The following is a 26,059-nucleotide window of genomic DNA, read 5'->3' as shown; positions in this document are numbered from 1 at the left end:
ACTTAACATAAGGAGTAAATTATGGCAAACAAAGAAATTCACTTTTCAGATTCAGCAAGAAATAAACTTTATGAGGGGATTAAGCAGCTTAATGACGCCGTTAAAGTTACAATGGGACCAAGAGGGCGCAATGTGCTTATCCAAAAAAGCTATGGTGCGCCAGCGATTACAAAAGATGGCGTGAGCGTGGCAAAGGAAGTAGAATTAGCCGACCCTATCGCAAATATGGGCGCACAGCTTGTGAAAGAAGTAGCGAGCAAGACAGCCGATGCAGCGGGTGATGGGACGACCACAGCTACCGTTTTGGCACATAGTATTTTCAAAGAAGGCTTGCGTAATATTACAGCAGGTGCAAATCCTGTGGAGGTAAAGCGTGGTATGGACAAAGCAGCAGAGGCAATCATAGAGGAGCTTAAAAAAGGTAGTAAAAAAGTGAGTGGCTCTGAAATCGCGCAGGTTGCGACAATCTCTGCAAACTCTGATGAAGCAGTGGGCAAACTTATCGCCGAAGCAATGGAAAAAGTAGGCAAAGATGGTGTTATCACCGTTGAAGAGGCAAAGGGCATTAATGATGAACTTAGCGTTGTTGAGGGTATGCAGTTTGACCGCGGTTATCTTTCAGCATATTTTGTGACAAATACTGAAAAAATGATAGCGCAGCTTGAAAATGCTTATGTGCTTTTGACGGACAAGAAAATTTCGAGCATGAAAGAGATTCTCCCCTTATTGGAAGCAACAATGCAAAGTGGCAAGCCACTTCTTATCATCGCTGAAGATATTGAAGGTGAGGCGCTTACGACACTTGTGGTAAATAAACTTCGTGGCGTGCTTAATGTCTCTGCAGTGAAAGCACCGGGCTTTGGCGATAGAAGAAAGGCAATGCTTCAAGATATCGCAATCCTTACAGGTGGGCAAGTTATTAGCGAAGAGTTGGGTAAAACCTTAGAAGCTGCGAGCTTGCAAGATTTAGGACAGGCAGCGCGCGTTGTGATTGATAAGGATAATACAACAATTGTTGATGGCAAGGGTAAGGCGCAAGAAGTGAAAGATAGAATTGCGCAAATTAGAACAGAAATTGCCAACACCACAAGCGACTATGACAAAGAAAAACTCCAAGAGCGTCTTGCAAAGCTTAGTGGTGGTGTGGCTGTCATCAAAGTAGGCGCAGCGACAGAAGTAGAGATGAAAGAGAAAAAAGATCGCGTTGATGATGCGCTTTCTGCGACTAAGGCAGCGGTTGATGAAGGTATCGTTATCGGCGGTGGTGCGGCACTTATCCATGCAGCGCAAAAAGTCAAGCTTAAGTTAGAAGGTGATGAGGCAGTGGGCTATGACATTATCAAACGCGCTATTAAAGCACCTTTGGCACAAATTGCGACAAATGCGGGTTTTGATTCTGGTGTGGTGGTTAATGAAGTGGAAAAAGGCAAGGAAACAATTGGCTTTAACGCGAGTAAGGGCGAGTATGTGGATATGTTTAAAGCAGGTATTATCGACCCGCTTAAAGTTACACGCATTGCGTTGCAAAACGCTGTATCAGTTTCAAGCCTTCTTCTTACCACAGAAGCGACAATTAACGAAATCAAAGAAGACAAGCCAGCTCCAGCAATGCCAGATATGGGCGGAATGGGTGGTATGGGCGGTATGATGTAATTTGGCATCGCGCCCTAAACCAAATCTATAAATATCTTAAGGACTGCCAAAGCTCTTTTGGTAGTCTCCCTCAAAATAATTTTAATTACAAACCAAGAGTATTTTAAAATTTTATGGCACAATGGCAACTTTTCTTTTTTTTAAGAATTTGCAAGATGTTTTAAGGAATTTTAATGCTTTTTACAAGTTATGCCTTTATCGCGCTTGTTGCCATAACCTTTGGGCTGTATTATGCGAAAGGCTTACGATGCGTGCAAGTGTGGATTCTCATCATTGCTAGTTTTATTTTTTACGCTTATGGACAGCCGATTTTATTAGCACTTCTTTTTGTTTCCGCTTCGATTAATGCGCTCGCTAGCTATCAAGTTACTTTCGCCCCGACTTTGATACATAAAAGGCTTTATGCGTGGCTTGGTGTGGGGGTAAATCTCTCGGTGTTGGCGTTTTTCAAATACAGCCCGCTTTTTGGTAGAGCGATGGAGTCTTTTATCAACGCACAAAGCATTGGCGAGTTTCTTATTAATGTCCCATTACCTGTGGGAATCTCATTTTACACATTTCAGGGCATTAGCTTGGTGGTAGATTTATACAGAGATAGCGTGAAAAATAATGGCTCGGGGGGGGGGCATACACATTCTTTAGAGCAAAGTTCTCTAGTTAGTCCTATTTGCGAGCGCGGGTTTTTCAAGCACTATCGCAATACCCTCTTTTTCATCGGTTTTTTCCCACAGCTTGTAGCCGGCCCTATTGTCAAAGCACACGAATTTTACCCGCAAATCGCCCCCAAACGCCTAGAAGCTATCGATTTTTATACAAGTGCTAGAATCATTATTCTTGGCTATTTTCTCAAAATGGTAATCGCAGATAATTTGAAAGACCAAACTTTTTGGATGCTTCCGCCGTATTTTCAAGCCTATGATGCACTAACCCTTCTGGTGCTTCTTTTTGGTTATAGCGTGCAGATTTTTGCAGATTTTGCAGGTTATAGCTTGATAGCTATTGGTGTAGCAAAACTTTTTGGTTACAACCTCCCGCAAAACTTCAATTTCCCCTATATTTCAGCCTCATTTGCTGAGTTTTGGCGCAGGTGGCACATCTCGCTTTCCACTTGGCTAAAACAATACCTCTATATCCCACTAGGCGGGAGCAGGAAGGGCAAATTCCGCACCTATTGCAATCTTTTTATTGTTATGGCGCTTGGCGGGCTGTGGCACGGGGCGTATATTTCTTATATGGTGTGGGGCGTATATCACGGACTATTTTTGGCAATCGAGCGTTTTTTAAAAGAGAATCTAAAGCCAGCTTTTGTGGCGCACCTCCCTAGATTTTCAATTCTGTTAGCAAAGAGTGCGCTTGTTTATTGCGTGCGCGTGGTGTTTGTCTTTGGCGTAGTGTCGTTTGGGTGGATTCTCTTTAAGTTGCGCGATTTTAGCGATGTACTTTTGTATGTGAGCGAGATTTTTTGTGAGCCCAGCGGAGTGCGTGGCAATGCGTTGTTGTTGATGATTTTATGTTATAGCGCGCCCATTTTTGCCTATTATGTGCGTTATGTGGTGTATTGTTGGATTACGCGCAAAGGCAAAAATCAAAAAACCTCAAGTGTTTATAAATACAGACAAATCATAGAATCTGCGCTTTTTGGCGTGCTATTGTTTTTTATCTTTACAAATAGTGGGAGTAGCGGTGCGTTTATTTATTTCCAATTTTAAGGGTGTTTTTAGAATCTTTAGCGTGTTTTTGGCACTTTTTGCGTTATATAATCTCGCACTTTTTGTTTTTAAGCCAGAAATTACTGCCTATCAGAATCAATGGCAGTCAAATTTAGTTTTTGCGCAAGAATATATTTATTCCCCGCACACGCCAAAAGCTGCGGTGTTAGGCTCGTCTTTAGCTTCGCGTCTTGATAAAGATTTACTAGAATCTGTGGGAATCTATAATCTCGCCTTTGGCGGTGGGAGCGTGCAAAGTGGCTTAGAAATCATCAAGCGCTCAAACAAAATCCCTCAGATTCTCTACATTGAAACAAATGTGCTTTTTGAGCGTGATGAGGATTCTGCAATGCTTGGGATTTTGTTTGAGCCACTGCTTTTTAAGGTGCGCTATTACCTGCCCGCATTACAGGAGAAATACCAGCCACTTAATATTTTTGCGAGCCTTATCAAGCGCTTTGGCGGGAAAAGCGAGGAGGAAAAGCGCTCAATAAAACGTGATGAAAAAATTTATAATCTAAGTATGGAAGGCTTTTTAAAGCGCTATCAACAGCCTTTAGCAAATCTGCAAAATTACCAAAACCGCTTGGATTTGCTTCAAAAACAATTGCAATATTTTGAAAATAAAGGCGTGAAAATTATCTTTTTTACTATGCCAATCGACCCACTTTTGGCAAAACAGCCAAGATTTATTGAGGCAAACACTTTTTTGGCTCAAAGTTTTTCTTACCCATTTTTGCCAATGCCAAATCACAGCGAGTATGAAACCTCTGATGGAATCCACCTGCTTTATGAAAGCGCTGAATGTTTTAGCAAGGCGTTTGTAAAAGAAGTTCAAAATTTTTAATAATTCTAGAGAATCTAAAAAGAGATATTTCGGCATTGTTTCAATATGACAAAATCACTCTTTTTGTCATTCTGAGGCTTTAGCTGAAGAATCTAAAATTTCCTAAGAATCCAAAAAATCACGCTCGCTTAGAATCTCTCTAATCCCCTCAAAGACAAATTCAATCTGCTCTTTGTTTATCACAAAAGGGGGCATAAAGTAGATTGTATTACCTAGCGGGCGCAGGAGCAAGCCTTTTTGCAAGGCTTTGTTATAGACCTCTATGCCTTTGCGCGGATTTTTGGAATCTATCTCAAACGCGCATACCATACCTCTTTGGCGCAAATTTTTGACATATGAAAGCTCACGTAGATTCTGCGCTTTTTCCCAAATATAGCGACTTAAGATTTTATTATTTTCTAGCACATCTTGTGTGTCAAAAATATCAAGCACAGCATTCGCACACGCACACGCCAGCGCATTTCCAGTGTAAGAGTGCGAGTGCAAAAACGCCTTATTCTCATTATAAGGCGCATAAAAAAGCTTATAAATTTCATCACTTGTTACCACCACCGAAAGCGGTAAATATCCCCCGCTAATGCCCTTGCTAAGCGCTAGAAAATCTGGCACTACACCGCAAGCTTGCAGCGCAAAGAGTGTGCCACTCCTGCCAAAGCCTACCGCGATTTCATCAAAAATCACCCTCACGCCATATTTCCTACATAGCGCGCACGCTCGCGCCACAAAGCTTGGTGTATGGAGTTGCATACCGCCTGCGCATTGCAAAAGTGGCTCGATGATAAAGGCGATGATATGGGGATTTTGCGCAAGGGTGGATTCTAAAAATGCGAGAGAATCTTCGTAGTTCGTGGCATTTTGCGTATCAGAACCCAAGTTTTTTGAGCTTATGTCATCTCCGTCAAATCCCGCAGAATCCACCTCATCATCGTGGTAGCCTGTTAGCGTGTGTGGCATTGGGATAACGATATTTTTTAGCAAAAGAGGCTTATAAGTCTGCTTGTATAGTCCCACATCTCCCACGCTTAGCGCGCCCAAAGTCTCGCCGTGATAGGCATTTTGCAGTGAGATAAAAGCATGGGTTTCTTGCGCAGATTCCAAACTTTTTGCAAATTGCGGATTTTCAAGCACCTTTGCGTGATACGCCATTTTGAGCGCGACTTCAATCGCACTTGAGCCATTATCTGCATAAAAGCACTTTTCTAAGCCCTTTGGCAATTTTTCGCACAGCCTTTGAGAAAAGCGTATGATTGGCTCGTGGCTGAAGCCTGCGAAAATGCAATGTTCCAAATTTTGCGCCTGTTGGCTTAATTTTTGACTTATATAGTCGTTGCAATGTCCAAAAAGATTCACCCACCAGCTAGAAACACAATCGATATAACTTTTCTCATCAAAATCATACAAATACACGCCCTTTGCACGCTTAATGGGGATAAGAGGGAAAGTGTTTTCGTGGTCGTGCATTTGCGTGCAAGGATGCCAAATATGCGCCAAATCACGCGCGCACAAGTCTTTGCAAATGGTAGAATCTCTAAAATTTGTCATCGCGAACTCTCTATTTTCAAAAATTCCTAGAATCTCACGCTTTTCATGCGCGCACCGCAAGCTTGGTAATCGCCTCGCTGTTGAGGTCGTCCATATGCGAGCGCATCACGCGCTGATACATATCCACAAGGCGATTTGTCTCAATGAGCGAAGTCATCTCGCGTACCGCATTGACATTGCTTTTCTCCACAAAGCCCTGCATTACACCATTTTCCACATTTTTGCGCTCATTAAGGCGCTCATCCGGGTATTCATAGAGATTTTTGCCTACCTTTTTTAAATAGCGCGGATTTTCAAAGCTCACCACCGCAAGCGCTCCAATAGGCGCGATTTCACCGATTGTATCGTTATTAATATTGCGTAGGTAGAGATTTCCGTTTTTATCTGCTTCGAGATTTTGACCCTGTGCGAGCATTATCCCACCTTGAGAATCTATCCCATTGCGACTTAGCACAGCGAAGCCCTCCTTGCTCACAAGCGCGCCATTGCTATCAATGCTAAAGCTCCCATCGCGTGTGTAGCGCACACCCTCTGGTGTTAAAATTGCAAAAAACGCATTAGAATCTTGTAGGGCGAAATCAAGCGCATTTTCCGTCTGCGCCATAGTTCCAGAGCTTCTATCGGTGTATTCTTCGCTGATAATTGGCACGCGATCAAGTGAGCGGTTAAGAAACTTCGCTGCCTCGCGTGTTTGACCTTCAATTGGCAGTTGGTGTTTATGCGTCTGATACAAGCGCAGATAATCGCCGATTACCACATCATCGCGCTTAAAGCCATTTGTGTTAAGGTTAGCAAGATTGTTTGAGATAATATCTAAGCGGCTAAATTGCGTTACCATACCGCCGGTGGTGTTGTAGTATCCGCTTTGCATTCCGCGCTCCTTTTGGCTTTTTGTGTGTAGTTATGCAAAAAATATTCCTAAGATTTTATGAAAGCAAATCGTGTTAGATAATCTTAAGAGCGCAAAGAGAAGCTTTGAGTTCTAGGGCTTTGGCTTGAAAGTCCGCGTTTTCACAATCGCGTTCAAAATGCCTAAAACGCGCGATTTTCACCCCGCTATATTGCGCGATAAAGGAATCAAAAGAATCCGCATACGCGTTTTTTTCTTTCCCTTCACTCATCACCAAGCCCAAAAGCTCAATCCCACGCATTTTAAGCACTTCAATACTTAGCAAAATGTGATTTATCGCGCCCAAATAATACCCACCCACAAGCAATACCGGCAGTTTGTGCAACGCAAGATAATCAATTATGCAACTTTGAGAATCTAGTGGTGTGTAAAGCCCGCCAGCACTCTCAAGCAAAAGTGGCTGTGGAGTTTCAGGCAGTGGGATTTGCAAGCCATTGTATTCTGCGTTTTCGATACGCTTTGCGATATGTGGGCTTGCAGGTGTTTGCAGTGTGAATCCATTTGGATAGATTTTTGTTTTAGGTGCAAGAGAGGCGATAATGTCCCTGTCTTCTTCCTTGCCTGCCTGCACGAGTTTGAAATACGCGAAATTAAAGCCAAAGCAAAGCGCGGCACTCACCGCGCTTTTGCCGATGTCAGTATGCGCACCAGCGATGGCTAAGTGTTGAAGCATCGCGCACACCGAGTTTGAGAGAGATTAGAAGTTATACACATAGCTTGCGTGGATAATGTAGGGTCGTCTCATTGTAGTTGTAGTGCCATCAAGTGTGATGCCCATCTGACCTAACAAAGGCGACCTTCCATTGCCATTAAAGATTTCTGTGTCTAAAAGTGGGATTTTTGCGCCAAACTCGATTCCGTGATGTTGGTCAAATACGCCTCTAACGCCGACATTTAGCATTGTTTGGAATCCAAAGTAGCTCTCGCCCTTGCCACCATTTGGCTTGTATTCCTTACCATTTGCTACCCATGTTTCAGCACCTAGTGCTACACCGCCATAGATACCAAAACTATGCTCAGGCACATCAATAAAGTTAAAGAGCAAATCCCCACCCACGCCATAATCAAACACATGGTTATAATAAGTTTTTCCTGTGCCTGTGAAAATTGAGCCATTAGCTGCTTGCGCTATGGTTGCTCCTAGAGGAGATCCAAAATTATAATTTACATTCTGCATGCTATTGTAGCCATAGCCAAAATACACATAACCACGCGCACCAAAACGTTTAGATTCTCCAAAGAAAGTTTTATAACCACCTTTGATTGCAAAATTTGCCATAGAGTTATTCGCATAAATATGTCCATTCAGTGGGGAAGCTGTTCCGCTTGTCATACCTGAACTCCCATTGTTACTCATTGTCATAGTTGCATTGATACTTTGATCAAACTTGACATTCCCGTGTCCTATATCAATCCCAATATAGCCCCCCCCCTTCTCAGCAAAAGCCCCGCTCGTGCAGAGAACGCTTAAAATAACGCTCGCAAAAAGAGATTTTCTCATTTTATTTTCCTTTATTTTGTTGTGGTTGTTGCGTGTAGAACCCCAAAAATTTACGCAAGGCTTAGATTATACATAAACAAGTTACATAACATCAACAAAATTTGCGAAATTTTAAGATAAAATTTTAAGCAAAACCACATAAACAAGGCTTTATATGAAAGGGCAAAAAATGGATATTCGCGCGCTGTATTTGGAGTATTTCGCAAAGCGGGGGCATAAGGCATATGAGTCAATGCCACTTGTGCCTGATGATGCGAGCTTGCTTTTTGTCAATGCAGGAATGGTGCAGTTTAAGGATATTTTCACCGGTAAAGTGCCAACACCGCAGATTCCGCGCGCGACTTCATCACAGCTATGTATTCGCGCAGGTGGGAAGCATAATGACCTAGAAAATGTCGGCTACACCGCGCGCCACCACACGCTTTTTGAGATGCTAGGGAATTTTAGCTTTGGAGATTATTTCAAACGCGAGGCGATAGCGTATGCGTGGGAGTTTGTAACGCAAGTTTTGGGCTTTGATAAAAGCCTTTTGTATGTGACAATCCACGAAAGCGATGATGAAGCTTACGCGCTATGGTGTGAGCATATAGAATCTTCGCGCATTAAGCGTATGGGCGATAAGGATAACTTTTGGCAGATGGGCGATAGCGGACCTTGCGGACCTTGTAGTGAAATCTATGTCGATCAGGGGGAAAAGTATTTTCACTCAAGCGAGGATTATTTCGGCGGGGAAGGTGATAGATTCTTAGAAATATGGAATCTTGTCTTTATGCAATTTGAGCAAAAAGATGGCGTGCGCACGCCACTGCCTCGCCCAAGCATTGATACAGGTATGGGGCTAGAACGCGTGATTGCGCTCAAAGAGGGGAAAATCAATAACTTTGATACTTCGCTTTTTGCGCCACTAATGAAAGAAATAGAGAAACTTTGCGCGGAAAGTGGCAATGTGTGGAAGTATTATGAAGATATAGAGCTCTTAGAGATGGAATCTAGGAGCGCGGATTCTGCGGATTCTAATGGGCGCAACATAGAATCTACGATAAACAAAAGCACGCAAGCAAGTTTTCGCGTGATAGCCGACCACGCGCGCGCGGTGGCATTTTTGCTCGCGCAAGGCGTGCATTTTGATAAAGAAGGGCGCGGATATGTCTTGCGTAGAATCTTGCGCCGAGCGGTGCGACACGGCTATTTGTTGGGCGTGAAAAGAGCGTTTTTGTATCGCGTGGTGGGCGTGGTGTGTGAGAGTATGGGCGCGCATTATGGGTATTTAAACGAGCGCAGGGAATCGATTATGGAGCAGTGCAAAGCGGAGGAGGAGAGGTTTTTTGAGACGATAGAATCAGGAATGAAGCTCTTTGAAAATGAGCTAGATTCTATGCAAAATACTAGAATCTTTGGCGAGGATTGCGCAAAAATAGACCCAGAATCTCAAAAGCTTTTCTCTGGTGAAGTGGCGTTTAAGCTTTATGATACTTATGGATTCCCGCTTGATTTGACGCAAGATATGTTGCGCGATAAGGGTTTGGAAGTGGATTTGGGCGCGTTTGAAAAGTGTATGGAGGAGCAAAAAAATCGTAGTAAGGCAAGCTGGAAAGGGAGTGGCGATAGCACAAAAGAGGGTGATTTCAAGGCATTGCTTGCGGAGTTTGGTGAAAATGTTTTTGTAGGCTATGAAAATGAGCGCGCGGAGGCTAAGATTTTGGCGCTATTAGATTCTGCATTTTTGCGCGTTGAAAGGCTGGAAAAAGGGCAAGAGGGGTATGTGTTGCTAGATAGCACGCCATTTTATCCAGAATCTGGCGGACCAGTTGGCGATAAAGGAGTTTTGCTTCATCAGAATTCTTCTCTTGGTGGAGTTTGCGGGAGTTTAAATTCATCTCGTTGGCGCAAAGATTTTACAGAATCTAAAGCCCCGCTTGCCTCTGTGCTTGATACCAAAAAATATTTTGGGCTTAATCTTTCAAAAGTGAGCGCGGTTGAGACTTTGCGCGTAGGTGATGAGGTGCTGGCATTTGTGGATTGCGCACGTGCAGAGATTGCAAAGCATCATAGTGCGACGCATTTACTGCATTTGGTATTGCGCGAGGTTTTGGGCGCGCATATCGCACAGGCAGGAAGTTTGGTAGAAGCGCACCGCTTGCGTTTTGACTTTTCCCACCCAAAGGCGCTAAGTCGCGAGGAATTGCGCGAGATTGAAAAACGTGTAAATGAAAAAATCTTGCGTGCAAGCGCGCAGGTGTGCGAGAGTTTGCCTATTGATGAGGCAAAGGCGCGCGGTGCGATGGCGCTATTTGGCGAAAAATATGGCGATGTCGTGCGCGTGGTGAGCTTTGGGGATTCTATTGAGCTATGTGGGGGAATCCATGTCAAAAACACCGCAGAAATTGGAAGCTTTTATATCACCAAAGAAGGCGGAGTGAGTAGCGGTGTGCGTAGGATAGAGGCAGTGTGTGGGCATGCGGGTTATGAATGGGGCGCAAATGCGCTAGAGACGCTAAACCAAGCTAAAGAAAACTTAAAAGCCCAAGATTTGCTACAAGCTATTGAAAAGCTAAAAGCACAGGTTAAAAAGCTAAGTGTGGCGAAATCCCAAGCTAGTAGCCTAAAGTCGCTAGAGTTTGAGCGCGTGGGCGAGTGTAAGCTCATAGTCGCGTGCATAAGCGATAAAAGCGCGGTGGAGATAAAAGAGGCAATTGACAAGGCAAAAAATGAGGAACAAAGTATTGCGGTGCTTCTCATCTGTGAATCTGGTGAAAAAATCTCAATCACCGCAGGCGTGAAAAACGCGCCAATAAAAGCGGGCGCGTGGGTGGCTGAAATCGCGCATATCTTAGGTGGGAAAGGCGGGGGTAAAGATGACTTTGCTGCAGCTGGCGGAAAAGATATTAGCAAAATCGATGAGGCATTGCAAAGGGCAAAAGAAGTAGCAAGAAATGCGCTAGGGTAAAAAAAGAGGCTAGCGAAGGTGCTTTAAGGATTTAGATTCTATTTTTTTAGTTTGTATCATCTCGTGTGAATAAATCCCGCTTCGCCACTTTTATAGCTATAATTTTTACTTAAAAAACGCTTAAAGGCTTCCTATGCTAAATTCTATCCCGCTCTCTACTCTGCTTGATTTTCTCCATATCCAAAGCTTTGAAAATATAGCTCTGTATTGGTATGTGATTTTGTTTTTTGCTGCGCTTTTTGGAGGGCTTGTGGGTTCGCTATCAGGTGGTGCGGGTATGATTACTATGCCACTTTTATTACTAAGTGGCATAAATCCTCTAGCTGCCTTAGCGACAAATAAACTACAAGCTTGTGTAGGCTCTTTTACAGGGGCTTATACTTACTATTCTCAAAGTAATATTACTCTAAATCACTTGTGCATTATCCTAGCTCTTATCTTTGCAAGTGCGGGGGCAATTAGCGTGCAGTTTGTTAAAGCCGAGCTTCTTGCAAAAATCCTGCCCTTTGTGATGATAGCAATAGGGCTATATTTTTTATTCTCACGCAAAATAAGCGATACAGATAGGGCAAAACCACAAAATAAATTTGCATTTTATGGCTTTTGCGCGCTAATAAGCTTTTATGGTGGGTTTTTAGGCGTAGGGATTGGCACACTTATGCTAACACTTCTTGTAAGCTTAGGAGGATATGGGCTAAGCAAGGCTTTGGCACATTCGCGCTCACTTGTTTTTAGCATTAACATTTCTTCTACTTTGTTTTTTATCCTAAGCGGGAATGTGCTGTGGCTTTTGGGTTTGCTTATGTGCATAGGACAAGCAATAGGCGCAAGTCTTGGGGCAAAACTTGCACTTAAGCATGGTGCAAAAATCATTAAGCCCTTTGTAATCTGCATTTGCTTTGGTATCTCTGCACAACTCATTATCAAAGAATTTTTTAGGTAAATGAACAAGGGCGATTAAATTTTACTTTTACCATATTGCCCCCTGTTGTCATATTACCCCACTTTGTCATATTGAGGGAGTGAAACGACCAAAATATCTCTCTTAGAATCCTTAGGAGATTCTTCGCTTTGCTTAAGTAATGACAAGTCTTATTTTTGTCATTCTCAAACTCTCCTTTTGTCATTCTGAGACGTTAGCCGAAGAATCTTGACTTAGTTTCTAATCTTCACTTTTTTCTAAACTTTTAAAGCTTAGTAATTTCTCTCTATAATATGCGTATTGTTTTCTTCTTGCTGCAATCTCTGCGGGGATTCCTTTGCTTAAGTCATTAACTAAGCAATCAAATTTATCTAGGATTTGGACAATTTCATTTTGCACATTTAAAGGTGGGAGGGGGATTTTTATCTTGCTTAAGTTGCTATTATGCACACGAATAACCTTAGTTCCAAAGGCAAACTTTATTTTTTGGTCTTGAAAGAAATCAGTTTTAAAAAAATAGCTTATAAATTTAGGATTTTGTTTATGAGAAAATACAAAACTATCCCCACTAATGCAAACTTCATCGTCTCCTAAATATGCTACCGCTTTACAAACATCTTCTTTATTTTCACTAACTCCAGCAATGATTAAATCTCCACTTTTTGCTTTCTTAAGCGACTTTGCCACTTCCTCACTCACAAAAGATATTGTTTTTTCAGTATGGATTCCATAATAAGTGTGAATTTGTCCATAATGGATACAAGGGACTCCAGATTCTGTAAAATCCTTTTTTTGCAAACCATTTCCACGCGTAAAAGTGCCAATCTCCCCCAAGCTTACCATTTTTACAAGTTCTAGGTATTTAGATTCTTCGTTTGTTGAGATTCTTCGGGCTTTGCCCTCAGAATGACAATTAACCTTTTTTGTCATATTGAGCGCAAGCGAAACATCTCTATTGTTGTAATGGGATTCTTCGCTTCGCTCAGAATGACAAGAGGCATTATCATATTGAGGCGAAGCCGAAATATCTGCTAAATGCTTCCTTGCTCTTTTTTCTAATTCTTCTTTGCTTAAAAGCTTATTTCTATAATATTCGTATTGTTTTTTACGCGCTTCTAATTCTTTTTCTAATTCTTTTTCTAATTCTTTTTCTAATTCTGTAAATTTGTCTAAGATTTCTACAATTTTGTTTTGAATTTCTAGGGGTGGGAGGGGGATTTGGAAGTTTTGAAATTGTTTTTTGTCCAAATTTTTTAATCCCGTGCCTTGAAATAAATGAGTATTAATAAATTCAACCTCCAGAATTTAGCAAATACTTATTTAGGCAAGAAAGCATAAGAAAGCAAATTATAAAAACAGCTAGTGGCGTTACAAGATTTAACATTTCAAAGAAAAAATTTGAGAATATTTTAATCCCCCTCCCACCCCTAGAAATTCAAAACAAAATTGTAGAAATCTTAGACAAATTTACAGAATTAGAAAAAGAATTAGAAAAAGAATTAGAAAAAGAATTAGAAGCGCGTAAAAAACAATACGAATATTATAGAAATAAGCTTTTAAGCAAAGAAGAATTAGAAAAAAGAGCAAGGAAGCATTTAGCAGATATTTCGGCTTCGCCTCAATATGATAATGCCTCTTGTCATTCTGAGCGAAGCGAAGAATCCCATTACAACAATAGAGATGTTTCGCTTGCGCTCAATATGACAAAAAAGGTTAATTGTCATTCTGAGGGCAAAGCCCGAAGAATCTCAACAAACGAAGAATCTAAATACCTAGAACTTGTAAAAATGGTAAGCTTGGGGGAGATTGGCACTTTTACGCGTGGAAATGGTTTGCAAAAAAAGGATTTTACAGAATCTGGAGTCCCTTGTATCCATTATGGACAAATTCACACTTATTATGGAATCCATACTGAAAAAACAATATCTTTTGTGAGTGAGGAAGTGGCAAAGTCGCTTAAGAAAGCAAAAAGTGGAGATTTAATCATTGCTGGAGTTAGTGAAAATAAAGAAGATGTTTGTAAAGCGGTAGCATATTTAGGAGACGATGAAGTTTGCATTAGTGGGGATAGTTTTGTATTTTCTCATAAACAAAATCCTAAATTTATAAGCTATTTTTTTAAAACTGATTTCTTTCAAGACCAAAAAATAAAGTTTGCCTTTGGAACTAAGGTTATTCGTGTGCATAATAGCAACTTAAGCAAGATAAAAATCCCCCTCCCACCTTTAAATGTGCAAAATGAAATTGTCCAAATCCTAGATAAATTTGATTGCTTAGTTAATGACTTAAGCAAAGGAATCCCCGCAGAGATTGCAGCAAGAAGAAAACAATACGCATATTATAGAGAGAAATTACTAAGCTTTAAAAGTTTAGAAAAAAGTGAAGATTAGAAACTAAGTCAAGATTCTTCGGCTAACGTCTCAGAATGACAAAAGGAGAGTTTGAGAATGACAAAAATAAGACTTGTCATTACTTAAGCAAAGCGAAGAATCTCCTAAGGATTCTAAGAGAGATATTTTGGTCGTTTCACTCCCTCAATATGACAAAGTGGGGTAATATGACAACAGGGGGCAATATGGTAAAAGTAAAATTTAATCTAAATATAATATAATCATTCAAAACCATACAAAAGGATAGAAAATGACTTCAATTGTGCAATTTAGAATGGATAGCAGCGATAAAGAGATTTTAGAAATAATGCTTAAGGATATGGGGCTAGATTTAGGCACAGCCTTTAGAATGTTTGCTGCAAAGGTGCTTAAAACCGGCGAGATTCCCTTTAGCATAAGTAGCGAAATAGACCCAGATACCATTGAGACAGAGGCAAATAAGAGAGCCTACAAAAAGGCTATAAAAGAGCTAGAAAGGGGTGAGACTATAAGCCACGAGGAGCTTAAAAAGGAGTTTGGAATCCAATGAATTATTTCTTAGAATATAGCAAGGAAGCAAAGAAATTCCTAGATAAACACCGCGACTTAGCCCCTAAAGTCATCAGTGCCTTAGAGCAAATCGCACAAAATCCCCACTCAAACACGCAAGATATTAAAAGACTACAAGGCACACAAAACTGCTACCGCTTAAGGATTGGCAAATATAGAATCTTGTATGAAATAAGAGAAAAAGAGATTTTAATTTATGCCTATGATGCGGAATCTAGAGGCGATATTTATAAATAAAAGAAAAGGGGTGGAATCTAAAAAGCTAGAATTTTTAAGAGTGCCGCTTTTGTGAAAGTGCAATGTCTCTTTACAATAGAGATATTTCGCTTGCGCTCAATATGACAAAATAGGGCGCAATATGACAAAACCCCGCATTGTCATTACTTAAGCTTTAGCCGAAGAATTTCTTAACCCATAAACAAACTAAATACTAAAAGGAGGAAAAACAAATGAAAAGCGTTAGAGAAAGAGAGGAGCTTCATAAAACAATATGGAAAATCGCCAACGACTTAAGAGGAGTAATCGAGCTCTCGAAATCCAAAGATTATGTTTTTGGATTTTTGTTTTATTACTTTATCAGTGAGAAACTCAAAAATGACCTTAAGGAGCATTATGATACAGACAACTATGAGACCTTAAGCGATGAGGAGGCAGAAAATGGCAAGGATACTATCCTTGAAACCTATGGTTTTTTTATCAAACCTAGTGCTTTGTTTTCTAATGTGCTTAAAAATGCGGACCAAGAAAAATCCAATCTCAATGAGACTTTAAGCAATATTTTTAAACAAATCCAAGACAGCAGCAAGCAATTTAATGGGCTTTTTGCAGATATGGATTTACATTCTGATAACATTGGCAAGTCTAATAGTGAGCGCAATAGAAAAATCTTAAATATTATGAGGGCTATTAGTGATTTGGAGTTGCATTATAATGAAAATGAAATTGATGTCTTTGGCGATGCGTATGAATATCTGATGAAAATGTATGCAAGTAACGCGGGGAAAAGTGGCGGGGAGTTTTTCACTCCTCAAGAGGTTAGCAAACTGCTTGTTGAAATCACACTTTGCAATAATGCTAAGCCTAATAAAGTCTATGACCCTGCTTGTGGGAGTGGCTCACTGCTCTTGCAGTATAAAAAGATTTTGAAAAAAGACCCGAAATCAGGCTATTTTGGACAAGAAATTAATATCACTACTTATAACCTTGCAAGAATGAATATGCTACTGCATAATGTAGCATACACGAAATTTGATATAGCACACGGCGATACTCTAATAAAGCCTAATGAAGAACACAAAAACACCGAGCCATTTGATGCAATCGTTAGCAATCCTCCTTATAGTATCAAATGGGAGGGCAAAAGCAACGCGCTTTTAATCAACGATGAACGATTTTTAAAAGCGGGGGTTTTAGCCCCTGAATCAAAGGCTGATTTGGCTTTTGTAATGCATAGCTTAGCGTGGCTTAGTGAAAAAGGTAGCGCGGCTATTGTAACTTTCCCGGGTGTAATGTATAGAAGCGGTGCGGAGCGGGATATAAGAAAGTATTTGATAGAAGAGGATTACATTGATTGTGTGATAGCCCTTGCGCCTAATCTTTTCTTTGGCACAGGGATTGCGGTGTGTATCTTGGTATTGCGCAAAAATAAGAATAGGGACGATAAGGTTTTGTTTATCAATGCAAGCGATGCATTTATCAAAGTAACCAATAAAAATATGCTTTCACCGCAGAATCTAGAATGGATTTTGAGATCCTACAAGGCAAGGGAGACTAAAGAGTTCGTAAGCGCACTCGTGCCAAAAGAGCAAATTGCTAAGAACGACTATAACTTAAGCGTTTCTAGCTATGTGGAAGCCAAAGACACGCGCGAAGTGGTTGATATAAGCCTTCTTAATGCAGAGATTAAAGAGATGCTTAAAAACCAAATGCATTTAAGAGCGGAAATTGAGAAAATAGTCGAAGAACTTGAAGCGTGCTAAATTTTAACATCAAGCCCTTTGTGATTATGCTTTGCTTTGCGTCTCTATTTGGCTTACTATTAAAAAAGAATTTTTTTGGGCAAAATAAATTTTGTCATATTGAGCGTAGCGAAATATCTCTATTGGAATCTTTAAAAACTATCTTCGCTAACGTTTGAGAGCGACAAAGATAAATTTAATCTAAATTGCGTGCTAAATAATACATAAGCTAATGCACGTTATTTAATGTTTGGCATACTAGAAACGCAATAAAATGCACAAGGCAAATAAATGAAAAATATCACACTTAAAGCCTTATCTCTACCTTTGTTGCAAAAAATGGGCTTAAATTCTTTTTTTCTCTTTGATATTCGTAGCACTCAAGCTTTTTTAAGTGCGCATTTACAAGGCTCACTCCACGCACAAAAACTACACCCAACTTTTAACAAACCAAAGCGCAAAATTCACGCCAAGTTTAAGACCGCAAGCTTAGGATTTTTAAAACTCCAAAGCGCGCGGGTGTGTAGCTTATAAGGCGTAATCAACGCGCCAGCAAGAGCCACGCGCCAACCGCGACAAAGTGCGTTTTTAGGATTTTTTTGCTTTTTTGGGGGGGTAGGAAACCCAAAAGGGTCTTAAAGTTTTGTAACACAAGCTTACGCAACCAACGCTTTTACAAGTTTAGACACAGCAAGCGGGCAAAAGTTGCGAGGGAGAGGCAAAGCCTTGAAATGTGGCAAAGCGGGACAATGTGGCAATTTATATTCGCGCGTTGTCTCGTAAATCGCAACGCCTTTGTGGTCTTATATCGCTTGCCTCAAATGTGCAAGCGAGGGAGAGGCAAGGGCTTACGATGTGGCTTATAAGTAATCGTGCGAAAGCGACGAAACGAGGGCGCGAGGAAAAGCCTTTAATGCCTGCCTTTATTGCTTTCACCCCGCGCTCGTGTGGCTCAAACACTTACACAAAATAATTTCTTTTACACTTCACTTTATTTTGCAATGTTTTTGTGGATTTTTAGCCTTTTTGTGCCAGATTTTGTGCCAAAGGTTTAAATCCCGCAAATGTGGGGGCTTTAAACCCTAGCTTTTGTGGGCGCGCTTTTGTGCGGGCTTAAAAGCGACAAGCTTTGAAAGCCAATGCAAACCAAAAGCGAACACAAAAAAACGCAGTGCCAAAACCAACCAAAAAAGTGCGATTTTGTAACGAGAGCGACAAGCTCTTTAAACAACAAACACTTAAAAAAAGGAGAAAAAATGGACATCTTACACAGCAAAACTTACACAAGGGGCGGGGTGATTTATATTGACACAACCTTAAAGGACTTAGGACGCATAAGATTTAGCACAAAACTGCAAGCAAGTAAGGAAAATCTAGCTAGAGTTTTATTAGACATACAAAGCTATGTTTATAAACACTTGCGAGGCGAGCCTAAGCAAGAAATTGTAAAATATCCAATAGCAACAATCGCGGAACTTTTCTTGCAAAATACAAACCTTAAGTCGCAAACTTTACTTAAATACAAATACAATACAAATGATTTAGTAAAGTTTTTCGGAAAAAAAGACATTCGGCTTTGGACACAAAAAGACCTAGAAGCCTACGCAAATAATACAGAGCAAGACTATAAGCTAAATTTTTTAAACCAGCTTTTACGATTTGCTAAAGACGAGGGAATTGCTACGCACCTAAAGCCCTTACGCGTAAAAAAGTCCCACCAAATTCAAGGCGAGAGCGTTATACCTTTCACCAGCGAGGAAGTGAAACTTTTATTACAAAACGCAACAGGCGAACTTAAATTATTCTTAATCATCGCTTTTTTTACAGGCGCGCGCACCGGAGAAATAAGGGCTTTGACTTATGAAGATTGTGATTTTAAAAACGACAAGATACTTATTAATAAAGCCATAGAATCCGCCACCGGGAAAATTACCAGCACAAAAACAGGCACTAATCGTTATGTTGATATGTTGCCAATCCTCAAGCGCACGCTTTTAAGCCAAGAGCGCACAAAAGGGACTATTATCACGCAACCTATTTCAGACTTACGCGGGCAGTATTTCGCACTTTTAGAGAAATTAAACATTAAAAAAAGAGCGATTTACCAAACGCGCCATACTTTTGCCACGATGATGTTAGAGCATAAAGAGGAAGTTTTATGGATTAGTGCGATGTTAGGACACAAAAGCCTTTCTACGACTTTTACGCATTATGTTAAATACATTCCCACCCAAATCAAAAGAGCGAGTTTTGTTGAGGCAGAGTTTGGAGGTGAAATATGAACCTTAACTATATCTGCCCAACTTGTGGTGAGGAAAACAGCCTAAATGTAAAAGAGTTAGAAGCCCCAAGCGATACAAGCATACAAACGACGTGCTTATGTGGCGAGGAGATAATGCTAACAATTAAAAGCGATGTTTTTACAGAAAAAGAATGGATGCAAAAAGTCCTAAGGGGTGAAATATGAACCCTTTAGAGCAAGAAATTTTAAGCTCTTTTCTAGCTTATCCGCAATATTTAGAGGAGTTTTTAAGCGAAGTGCCAAGAGAGTGCTTTAGTAAAGACGCGCAAGAAGTTTTAAACATTTTGCAAGACTTGCCTAATATTTCTTTAAATGTTTTCACGCAAAGCCTTAACAAAGCCCAAAGTGAAAAGGCCTTTATTTTAGAAATGTTAAGCACTTTGCCAAATCCCAATGTGCTTTTATTGAAAGAACCTTTTATAAAAGCCTATAACTTAGACAGACAAAGGAGAGTAGCCCAAGAGCTTTTACTAGCAAGCGAAAATAATACTTTGCTTGATATAGACCAGCTTTTGCCAAACTTGCAAACAAAAAGCTACAAAAACTTTGCGCAGTGGCAAGAGTATTACGCCACTAAGCCAGTAATGCCAAAGTTTGAAACCGGCGTAAGCTTTTTAGATTCCGCTTTAAATGGTGGTATTGAATGCGCGCAGTTAGTTTTGATAAGCGGAGACCCAGAAGCAGGCAAAACAACCTTAGGCTTACAAATGCTAGAGCATATAAGCAAAAAGCACAAAGTTTGTTTTTTTAGCTTTGAGTTTCCAATTTATCAATATCTTAAGGCTAAAGACACAAAAAAAGGCTTTAACGCCAATAATTTGATAATCATTGATGACGGCTACGAGCTTTACAACATCGCGCAAAATATAAAGACACTTTATAAAAGTGGTGTTAGAGTGTTTTTAATTGATTCTCAAATGCGCATTAGTAGTCCAAATGGTCGCAATATGGAAGAGGAAGAAAGCCTAAAGTTTTCAACCTTAGCAAAACTTTGTCATAGTCTTAATATTGTCGTTTTTTTGATTGTGCAGACAAGTAAAGGCGATAGAGACAACCCAATGGGAAGCAAAAAGGGCGGACACGAAAGCTCAATAACCATTAGAATCGAACACGACAAAGCGGAAAATGAAAAGATAAGGGAATTTAGCGAAAACTCGCGCATTGTGATTTTAAAAAAGAACAAACAGACAGGCAAGCATTATAAAGAACGTGTGCATTTTGACGCACAAAAGCGCATTTTCTCAAGTATGCCTACAAGTTATTCAATTTATGAGGAGGTGATTATTGAAAACATTTTTTAAAAACCTTTGGACAAGGAAGCCAAAAAAGCAAATGATTAAAGGTCTAAAAGCAGAGTATAGCACAAAGCTTTTTTACATTGAAGACGAGTTTATTTTTTCTAAAAAAACCAATAAATGCATAGATTGCATAAATAAGAGCAACTTTGCATTTATAACCAAAAATCCAACTTTAAAGGAGTTAGCATGATTTTAGACAAAATTACCCCGAGTGAAAATTTCACTATTATTGACAATGGGATATTACGCAACAAATCTTTAAGTATCCAAGCAAGAATGCTTTACGCGCTTTTACAGAGCTACCCAAAAGAGTGGGTAGTAAATCTTAAAGCAATTGCAGAGATTTTAAATATATCACTTGCAAGCGTGCGAAAATATCGCAATGAACTTGTGGATAATGGGCTTTTGACTTATACGCAAAGTGTAGATTCTGAAGGTAGATTTACGCAAGAGATGATTTACACCTTTAAACACACTCAAGCACAGGAAATCGCGGAAAATACGCAATCTTTACCGATTACACAAAAAACCGCATCCGGAGATTCTAGCACCCTTAATAATATAGAATATATAAATAAAAAAGACTCTAAAGAGCGCGCGCAGAAAAAATTACTTTTCACTTTGCTAACTTCATATAAGACCTTTAGAGACGAGAGCAAAACCAAAAGAACACAACAAACTAAACTACCGACAGACTTTAACGAACAAGAGCGGGCAAGTTTTAGCGAGTTTATCAACTATCGCAAGGAACGAGGCTTTTTAGCTAAAAGCACCTTAGAGTCAATAACGCGGGATTTTTCAAAGCTAAAACAAAGCGGGGCAAATATTAAGGCTTGTGTAGATTTATGCATTAATCGCGGGTGGAGTGGGATTTTAAAAGCAAATGAAGCCCTAAACCGCTATGAAAGCTATAAAAAAACAAATTTTTACCAAGTCCCAAAAACCCCACGCCCGATTGATACAATCAAATTTTAGGAGAGTGGGAAATGCTAAGAAACGAGTTTTTACACAATATCCAAAGCGACGCTAGAATCGAGCTTAATGCCTTTGCTTGTGAAAAAATGCAGTTTTTTTTATCACACATTGACGAACACAAACCAGAGGACAGCGGGCTTTTAGACAGCCTTTGCTTAGAACTTATGAAAAGCCCCAAGCGCAGAATTTACGCTAATGATTTTTTTATAACTCTCAAGGAATGCCTACAAAAGCAAGCAGATTTCGAGGCAAGCGTGGCAAAGATTAAGAATTTCAAAGGCACACGATACGAGGAAGAATGCCTTTTGCAAAAGTTTTTTTTTGACAAAAGGGCAAAAGAGTTAGGATTGCAATGGCTAGAAGAGGTGGAAGCAAATGAAAGCTATAAAAGAGCATAGCACAAGCTTTTATTTAAGCGAAAAATTCTTAAGCGAGCTTGATTTTGCAAGCGAACTTTTAGGAATTAGCAGGTCGATTTTAGTTAATCGTGCGATTTATGCACAAGAGGGGGGATTTGACAATGCCAACAAAAGATTTAAGCCCAAAAAAGCGAAAAAAGTTTTTACTCATAAAGGCAAATATAAGGCGCATAAACAAGCAGGCAAGAAAACACAAGACAAGCAAAAATCATTACTTGATTTTATGCCTACAAGATTATCTTACATCTTTGTATGAAAATAACCTAATTTATCGCGCGAATAAGGACGAACGATGATTACAAATATTAGCGAGATTAAAGCAAGAGCCGATATTGTAGGAATTATCGAGCAGTATTTACCTTTAAAAAGGGCAGGCGCGAACTATCAAGCAAACTGCCCTTTTCACAATGAAAAAAGCGCGAGTTTCATTGTAAGCCCAGCAAAGCAGATTTTTACTTGCTTTGGTTGCGGGAAAAGTGGCGATGTGTTTAAATTTGTGCAAGAGTATAAGCAACTAGACTTTAAAGAGGCAATCGAGGAAGTAGCAGAGATAAGCGGGATTACTCCAATTTATGACAAAAAAGGCGCGCCAAAGCAAGATAAAAAAAGCCTTTTTACTAAATATGAAAGCCTTATGCAACTTGCAAAAAATAGTCTTTTAGCAAATGCGCAAGTTAGCAACTACTGCTTTAATCGAGGATTGACTAAAGAGGACTTAGAATATTTTAGTATAGGATACGCGCCGACAAAAGAGGAAATTTTAAGTATTTTCACTTTAAAAGAAGCCCTAGATTTAGGATTATTAAAACAATCTCAAACAAGAGGAAGCTATACACCTTTTGCACATCGCATTCTTTTTGCTTTACGAGACCAAACGCACCATATTGTAGGATTAAGCGGACGCACACACCCTTACATCAATTTTAAGAACGCGCCAAAATATTACAATTCAAGCGAAAGTTTTTTATTCAAAAAAAGCGAGTGCCTTTATTTGTATTCTTTTGCAAAATCGCATATTAAAAACACACAAGAGGCAATTATTTGCGAGGGCTATCTTGATGCAATCACTTTGCATAAACTAGGATTTAAAAACGCAATAGCAACAAGCGGGACAGCTTTTAATCTCAACCATATAAACGCGATTTATAAAATTGACAATGAAGTGAGCTTTACACTTTTTTTTGATAATGATGAAGCAGGAGAAAAGGCACAAATAAGAGCAATCGACGCGCTTTTTAAGCAAAAGATTTACTCTATTTCTTGTTTGCTTTTGGATAAAACCCACAAAGATATAAACGAGTTTTACACCAAAGAGCTTTTAGATTTAAACCAAGAGGCGCGAGAGCAGGGATTAAGCAAAGGATTAAAAAAAATAAGTGCCTTGAAGTTTTATATTTATTACCATTTCAAAAAAGCCAAAAGTCCCAAAGAAAAAGACAATTTGCTTTTCTATTTAAAAGATTTAGTGAAAAATGAAACAGCCTTTTTTCAAAAACAATCTTTAATAGAACAAATAAGCACTATTACAAAAATAGACCCGAGCTTTTTTTATTCAGCACCTATAATCCAGCACACGCCTAAAGATGAACGCTTTAACGCCCTTGCTTATGCGATTTTTAATAATAAAGAATGCGCATACATTGCACAAAACACCGACCTAGACTTTTTAAACAAAGAGCTAAAAGAGGCAGTGCAAAGCTTTTTACAAACAAAAGAAATTCCACAAAACGCGTTAAAAATCGCCCTTGATGAAAGTTTAAATATTTTTGATGTTGATAGCTTTTACAAAGAGCTACTTAATGCACAGATTTATCATTTAAAATCAAAATTTGCAGTAGCGAGGATAAAAAAAGACATTCCACTACTTTGCGCGTTAAACATTTCCATACAAGAGAAGCAACAAGAATTACAAACAATGGAAATTTTTTAACCCTTTAAATTATTTTCTAGTTTTTATAAACTTTTATTCGAGGGTAGTGAAGCCTACACACTACCCTTAGCCTTTGTGGTTTTGTCATTATAGAGCTTTTGTGCCAAACGCGCTTTTTTTGTCATTGAGTTAAGGGATTACTCAATATGATAAAAGGGGGCTACACTCAACTCAAGCTGGAAGTTTCTAAAATGATAAGTGGTTGGTTTTGGATTTCTCCCAAGTGTTTTACCCGGGCTAGATGATTTTGCTACACCCCACATACCCCTTTATTTTTAGCCCGGGTAATTCTTTCTTTTTAACCCTTTTTAACTATTCATTTTTTTTATAAACTCTTTTTTTTATTTTTTAGGAGTAGAGAATGTTTCATATAATTTTACAAAGACAAAAAGAATATAAAAATATTCAAAAGCCACCAAAAGCAGGAAAAGTTTATAAAGAGGAAGATTCTACAATCGGAAGCTTTAAAGTTTTTGATGATGAAAACAAAGAGGTATTTTCTTGCTTTTGTGTTGAGAATATCGGTCCCAGCACAGACACCCCGCGACAAGATAAGCGCATAATACCAAGAGTGTATAAACTTTATTGGACACAATCTAGCGTAAGCTTGCCAAAAGAATACGCCCCGCGCGTTTTAAGCCTTTACACTGACGAACTGCCAAGCTTTAAAGAAAGGCGCATTCACATTCACATAGGAAACTATCCACAGGATACAGAGGGTTGCTTGCTTTTAAACTATGCAGATAATGGGAATGGCACAGGTGGCAGGAGCACTGACGCAGTGAGAGACTTTTATGCGCTTGTAGAAAAAGCAGGCGTTGAAAACTTCACTTTGGAAGTTAAGGAGATTATAGGTTAGATAATTTTGTAGGCTTCATTAAAAAAAAGGAACAAAAATATGGAGCAACTTTTAATATTTTTTCCAAATTTAACTTATTATATGGAACTTTTACCGGTTAGTGTCGTAGCACTTTTAGCAGGGTGTATGAACTATCTAGGACAAGAAAAGGGCAACAGAGACTTAAAGCTTAGTTTGAAAATAGTGGCTACAAGCGCATTTTTAGCTTTAATCACTTTTTCAATTTTAAGCGCGACAGATTTACCATATTTAGCGCAAGTGGGATTAAGCGCGGCAGTGGGATACTTTGGAATCGACAATGCCATTGAAATCGTGCAAAAGCTTATCGCGCTAAAATCTAACAAAGGAGAGAAAAAATGAGAGTGGGATACAAAAAAGCATTATATACTTTTGCGGGATTTGTGTTTTTTTTATTTGCTTTGGCTTTTGCTAAGACCATTGAGCTTTGGAATAAATACCAAAAAGCAAGCGATTTGCTACTTGTATGCGAAGCCAAACAAATCGCAACAATCAATGATAATAAAGAGCTTTTAGAAAGGTTAGACGCTTTTGAAGCGAGTATGAAAGAAAGCGAAAAATATAGAAAAGTTTTAGAGCAACTAGGTTTGAGAATTGATTCACAAGACATTGGAAGCGAAACAGAAAAAGAATCTTTTAAAGACTTCTTAAAAAACAAATATGAGTGAGTTGGAATGAGAGTCGCCCTTATTCTTGTGCCTTGTGCTTTTATTCTTAATGCTTGCGCGCCACATTATGTATATAAAGAAGTCAAAGTGCCAATAAAATGCGATGTGCCAAAGCGAGAAAAGCCTAAAAATCAAGGCAATATCACTACATTTTTAAAAGATATTTTGATTTACACAGAGGGCTTAGAGAGGGATTTAGCGTTTTGCAGGGGAGATTCTTAGAATTCTCATTGCACACTCTAAAAACCGCAAATCTCAATAATTAAAAAAATGTAGCTATGCGCGCGAGGCGATACAATTTAAAAAAGGGATTCTAATGATAAATAAATTTATTCTAAGCTTTGCAATTGTTTTAATCGTGCTTAGCTTTAGCTTAGGTGCGTATTTAGGCAAAACCTTAAAAGAAATGGGAGAGCTTAAAGCGAAATTAGCACAAAGCGAGGGTCTCATTCATTCACAAAATAAAGCAATACAAGCCCTAAGCCTAGATACACAAAACTATAAATGCGATTTAGAAAGCCTTAATGCATACTCAAAGGCAAAATATGAAAGTGTTTTGGAAGTGCATAAAGATGAAAGTTGCGAAGCAAAGCTTAAGAGTTTAGAGCAGGCTTTAGAGATTTTTAACCAACCATAAAATTTTATGACTACAAAATAATCTA

Annotated in this window: 28 protein-coding genes and 1 pseudogene; 24 read left to right on the top strand and 5 right to left on the bottom strand. The window is 39.3% G+C overall.

Going from position 1 to position 26,059, the window contains the following annotated elements; genetic code table 11:
• Window positions 1-21 precede the first annotated feature (21 nt).
• The 3 genes from groL to A3217_RS08575 all read left to right on the top strand — a co-directional run bounded on the left by groL (window position 22) and on the right by A3217_RS08575 (window position 4,209).
• The gene (gene groL, locus A3217_RS08585) at window positions 22-1,653 is read left to right on the top strand and encodes a chaperonin GroEL (RefSeq protein WP_066389582.1); all 1,632 of its coding nucleotides are present in this window, start codon (window positions 22-24) and stop codon (window positions 1,651-1,653) included.
• A 173-nt stretch (window positions 1,654-1,826) separates the two neighbouring features.
• Window positions 1,827-3,362, top strand: coding sequence for an MBOAT family O-acyltransferase (locus A3217_RS08580; RefSeq protein ID WP_066389579.1), 1,536 nt, complete (start codon window positions 1,827-1,829; stop codon window positions 3,360-3,362).
• Complete coding sequence (locus tag A3217_RS08575) at window positions 3,337-4,209, top strand: hypothetical protein (RefSeq protein ID WP_066389578.1); 873 nt, start codon at window positions 3,337-3,339, stop codon at window positions 4,207-4,209. The genes A3217_RS08580 and A3217_RS08575 overlap by 26 nt, the downstream gene beginning before the upstream one ends.
• A 102-nt stretch (window positions 4,210-4,311) precedes the next feature.
• On the opposite strand, the gene bioA is transcribed toward A3217_RS08575, so the two are convergent.
• The 4 genes from bioA to A3217_RS08555 all read right to left on the bottom strand — a co-directional run bounded on the left by bioA (window position 4,312) and on the right by A3217_RS08555 (window position 8,162).
• Window positions 4,312-5,751, bottom strand: coding sequence for an adenosylmethionine--8-amino-7-oxononanoate transaminase (gene bioA, locus A3217_RS08570; protein ID WP_066389830.1), 1,440 nt, complete (start codon window positions 5,749-5,751; stop codon window positions 4,312-4,314).
• Between the two features lie 43 nt (window positions 5,752-5,794).
• Window positions 5,795-6,622: a flagellar hook-basal body protein gene (locus tag A3217_RS08565; RefSeq protein WP_066389577.1), complete on the bottom strand. Its 828-nt coding sequence runs from the start codon at window positions 6,620-6,622 to the stop codon at window positions 5,795-5,797.
• Between the two features lie 73 nt (window positions 6,623-6,695).
• Window positions 6,696-7,334 (bottom strand): dethiobiotin synthase, encoded by a 639-nt coding sequence (gene bioD, locus A3217_RS08560; RefSeq protein WP_066389576.1) that lies wholly within the window; start codon window positions 7,332-7,334, stop codon window positions 6,696-6,698.
• Between the two features lie 24 nt (window positions 7,335-7,358).
• Window positions 7,359-8,162, bottom strand: coding sequence for an outer membrane protein (locus tag A3217_RS08555; protein ID WP_066389575.1), 804 nt, complete (start codon window positions 8,160-8,162; stop codon window positions 7,359-7,361).
• A gap of 154 nt (window positions 8,163-8,316) precedes the next feature.
• On the opposite strand from A3217_RS08555, the gene alaS reads away from it, so the two are divergent.
• On the top strand, window positions 8,317-11,109 hold the full coding sequence (gene alaS / locus A3217_RS08550) for an alanine--tRNA ligase (RefSeq protein WP_417935349.1): 2,793 nt from the start codon (window positions 8,317-8,319) through the stop codon (window positions 11,107-11,109).
• Between the two features lie 133 nt (window positions 11,110-11,242).
• Window positions 11,243-12,052, top strand: a complete 810-nt coding sequence (locus A3217_RS08545; RefSeq protein WP_066389573.1) for a TSUP family transporter — start codon at window positions 11,243-11,245, stop codon at window positions 12,050-12,052.
• Window positions 12,053-12,271: 219 nt separating this feature from the next.
• On the opposite strand, the gene A3217_RS08540 is transcribed toward A3217_RS08545, so the two are convergent.
• Window positions 12,272-13,318 carry a restriction endonuclease subunit S gene (locus A3217_RS08540; RefSeq protein ID WP_257722288.1) on the bottom strand — a complete coding sequence of 349 codons (1,047 nt, stop codon included), beginning with the start codon at window positions 13,316-13,318 and terminating at the stop codon, window positions 12,272-12,274.
• 2 nt (window positions 13,319-13,320) lie between these two features.
• Here A3217_RS08540 and A3217_RS09575 point away from each other — a divergent pair.
• The 19 genes and pseudogenes from A3217_RS09575 to A3217_RS08445 form a co-directional block, all read left to right on the top strand.
• Window positions 13,321-13,488 (top strand): annotated as a pseudogene (locus A3217_RS09575) (restriction endonuclease subunit S); the annotation flags it as partial.
• Between the two features lie 243 nt (window positions 13,489-13,731).
• Window positions 13,732-14,421 carry a restriction endonuclease subunit S gene (locus A3217_RS08535; protein ID WP_082807929.1) on the top strand — a complete coding sequence of 230 codons (690 nt, stop codon included), beginning with the start codon at window positions 13,732-13,734 and terminating at the stop codon, window positions 14,419-14,421.
• A 250-nt stretch (window positions 14,422-14,671) separates the two neighbouring features.
• Window positions 14,672-14,950 (top strand): type II toxin-antitoxin system RelB/DinJ family antitoxin, encoded by a 279-nt coding sequence (locus A3217_RS08530; RefSeq protein ID WP_066389571.1) that lies wholly within the window; start codon window positions 14,672-14,674, stop codon window positions 14,948-14,950.
• Window positions 14,947-15,207 carry a type II toxin-antitoxin system RelE family toxin gene (locus tag A3217_RS08525; RefSeq protein WP_066389570.1) on the top strand — a complete coding sequence of 87 codons (261 nt, stop codon included), beginning with the start codon at window positions 14,947-14,949 and terminating at the stop codon, window positions 15,205-15,207. Before A3217_RS08530 ends, A3217_RS08525 begins: the two co-directional genes overlap by 4 nt.
• Window positions 15,208-15,419: 212 nt before the next feature.
• Complete coding sequence (locus tag A3217_RS08520) at window positions 15,420-16,949, top strand: type I restriction-modification system subunit M (RefSeq protein WP_066389569.1); 1,530 nt, start codon at window positions 15,420-15,422, stop codon at window positions 16,947-16,949.
• 270 nt (window positions 16,950-17,219) lie between these two features.
• Entirely contained in the window at window positions 17,220-17,462 is a 243-nt protein-coding gene (locus A3217_RS08515) for a hypothetical protein (protein ID WP_066389567.1), read from the top strand.
• Window positions 17,463-17,661: 199 nt separating this feature from the next.
• Window positions 17,662-17,901: a hypothetical protein gene (locus A3217_RS08510; protein ID WP_066389565.1), complete on the top strand. Its 240-nt coding sequence runs from the start codon at window positions 17,662-17,664 to the stop codon at window positions 17,899-17,901.
• A 283-nt stretch (window positions 17,902-18,184) separates the two neighbouring features.
• The gene (locus tag A3217_RS08505) at window positions 18,185-19,210 is read left to right on the top strand and encodes a site-specific integrase (protein WP_066389563.1); all 1,026 of its coding nucleotides are present in this window, start codon (window positions 18,185-18,187) and stop codon (window positions 19,208-19,210) included.
• The gene (locus A3217_RS08500) at window positions 19,207-19,395 is read left to right on the top strand and encodes a hypothetical protein (RefSeq protein ID WP_066389562.1); all 189 of its coding nucleotides are present in this window, start codon (window positions 19,207-19,209) and stop codon (window positions 19,393-19,395) included. Before A3217_RS08505 ends, A3217_RS08500 begins: the two co-directional genes overlap by 4 nt.
• Window positions 19,392-20,531, top strand: a complete 1,140-nt coding sequence (locus A3217_RS08495; RefSeq protein ID WP_066389561.1) for an RAD55 family ATPase — start codon at window positions 19,392-19,394, stop codon at window positions 20,529-20,531. The genes A3217_RS08500 and A3217_RS08495 overlap by 4 nt, the downstream gene beginning before the upstream one ends.
• 183 nt (window positions 20,532-20,714) lie before the next feature.
• Window positions 20,715-21,503, top strand: coding sequence for a helix-turn-helix domain-containing protein (locus tag A3217_RS09140; RefSeq protein WP_066389557.1), 789 nt, complete (start codon window positions 20,715-20,717; stop codon window positions 21,501-21,503).
• 11 nt (window positions 21,504-21,514) lie between these two features.
• On the top strand, window positions 21,515-21,901 hold the full coding sequence (locus A3217_RS08480; protein ID WP_066389555.1) for a hypothetical protein: 387 nt from the start codon (window positions 21,515-21,517) through the stop codon (window positions 21,899-21,901).
• Window positions 21,879-22,178 carry a hypothetical protein gene (locus tag A3217_RS08475; RefSeq protein ID WP_066389553.1) on the top strand — a complete coding sequence of 100 codons (300 nt, stop codon included), beginning with the start codon at window positions 21,879-21,881 and terminating at the stop codon, window positions 22,176-22,178. Before A3217_RS08480 ends, A3217_RS08475 begins: the two co-directional genes overlap by 23 nt.
• A 36-nt stretch (window positions 22,179-22,214) precedes the next feature.
• Complete coding sequence (dnaG, locus tag A3217_RS08470) at window positions 22,215-23,852, top strand: DNA primase (protein WP_066389551.1); 1,638 nt, start codon at window positions 22,215-22,217, stop codon at window positions 23,850-23,852.
• A gap of 361 nt (window positions 23,853-24,213) precedes the next feature.
• Window positions 24,214-24,711 (top strand): DUF5675 family protein, encoded by a 498-nt coding sequence (locus A3217_RS08465; RefSeq protein WP_066389550.1) that lies wholly within the window; start codon window positions 24,214-24,216, stop codon window positions 24,709-24,711.
• A gap of 39 nt (window positions 24,712-24,750) precedes the next feature.
• A complete protein-coding gene (locus A3217_RS08460) occupies window positions 24,751-25,071 on the top strand; it encodes a phage holin family protein (RefSeq protein WP_066389548.1) in 321 nt (106 codons plus the stop codon).
• Entirely contained in the window at window positions 25,068-25,397 is a 330-nt protein-coding gene (locus tag A3217_RS08455) for a hypothetical protein (protein WP_066389546.1), read from the top strand. Before A3217_RS08460 ends, A3217_RS08455 begins: the two co-directional genes overlap by 4 nt.
• A gap of 6 nt (window positions 25,398-25,403) precedes the next feature.
• Complete coding sequence (locus tag A3217_RS08450) at window positions 25,404-25,619, top strand: hypothetical protein (RefSeq protein ID WP_066389543.1); 216 nt, start codon at window positions 25,404-25,406, stop codon at window positions 25,617-25,619.
• Between the two features lie 94 nt (window positions 25,620-25,713).
• A complete protein-coding gene (locus A3217_RS08445) occupies window positions 25,714-26,034 on the top strand; it encodes a hypothetical protein (protein WP_066389542.1) in 321 nt (106 codons plus the stop codon).
• Window positions 26,035-26,059: the final 25 nt, after the last annotated feature.

This window comes from Helicobacter himalayensis (assembly GCF_001602095.1).
Lineage (GTDB): Bacteria > Campylobacterota > Campylobacteria > Campylobacterales > Helicobacteraceae > Helicobacter_F > Helicobacter_F himalayensis.
Note: the sequence above shows the minus strand (reverse complement) of the source record. Positions and strands in the feature narration are given on the sequence as shown.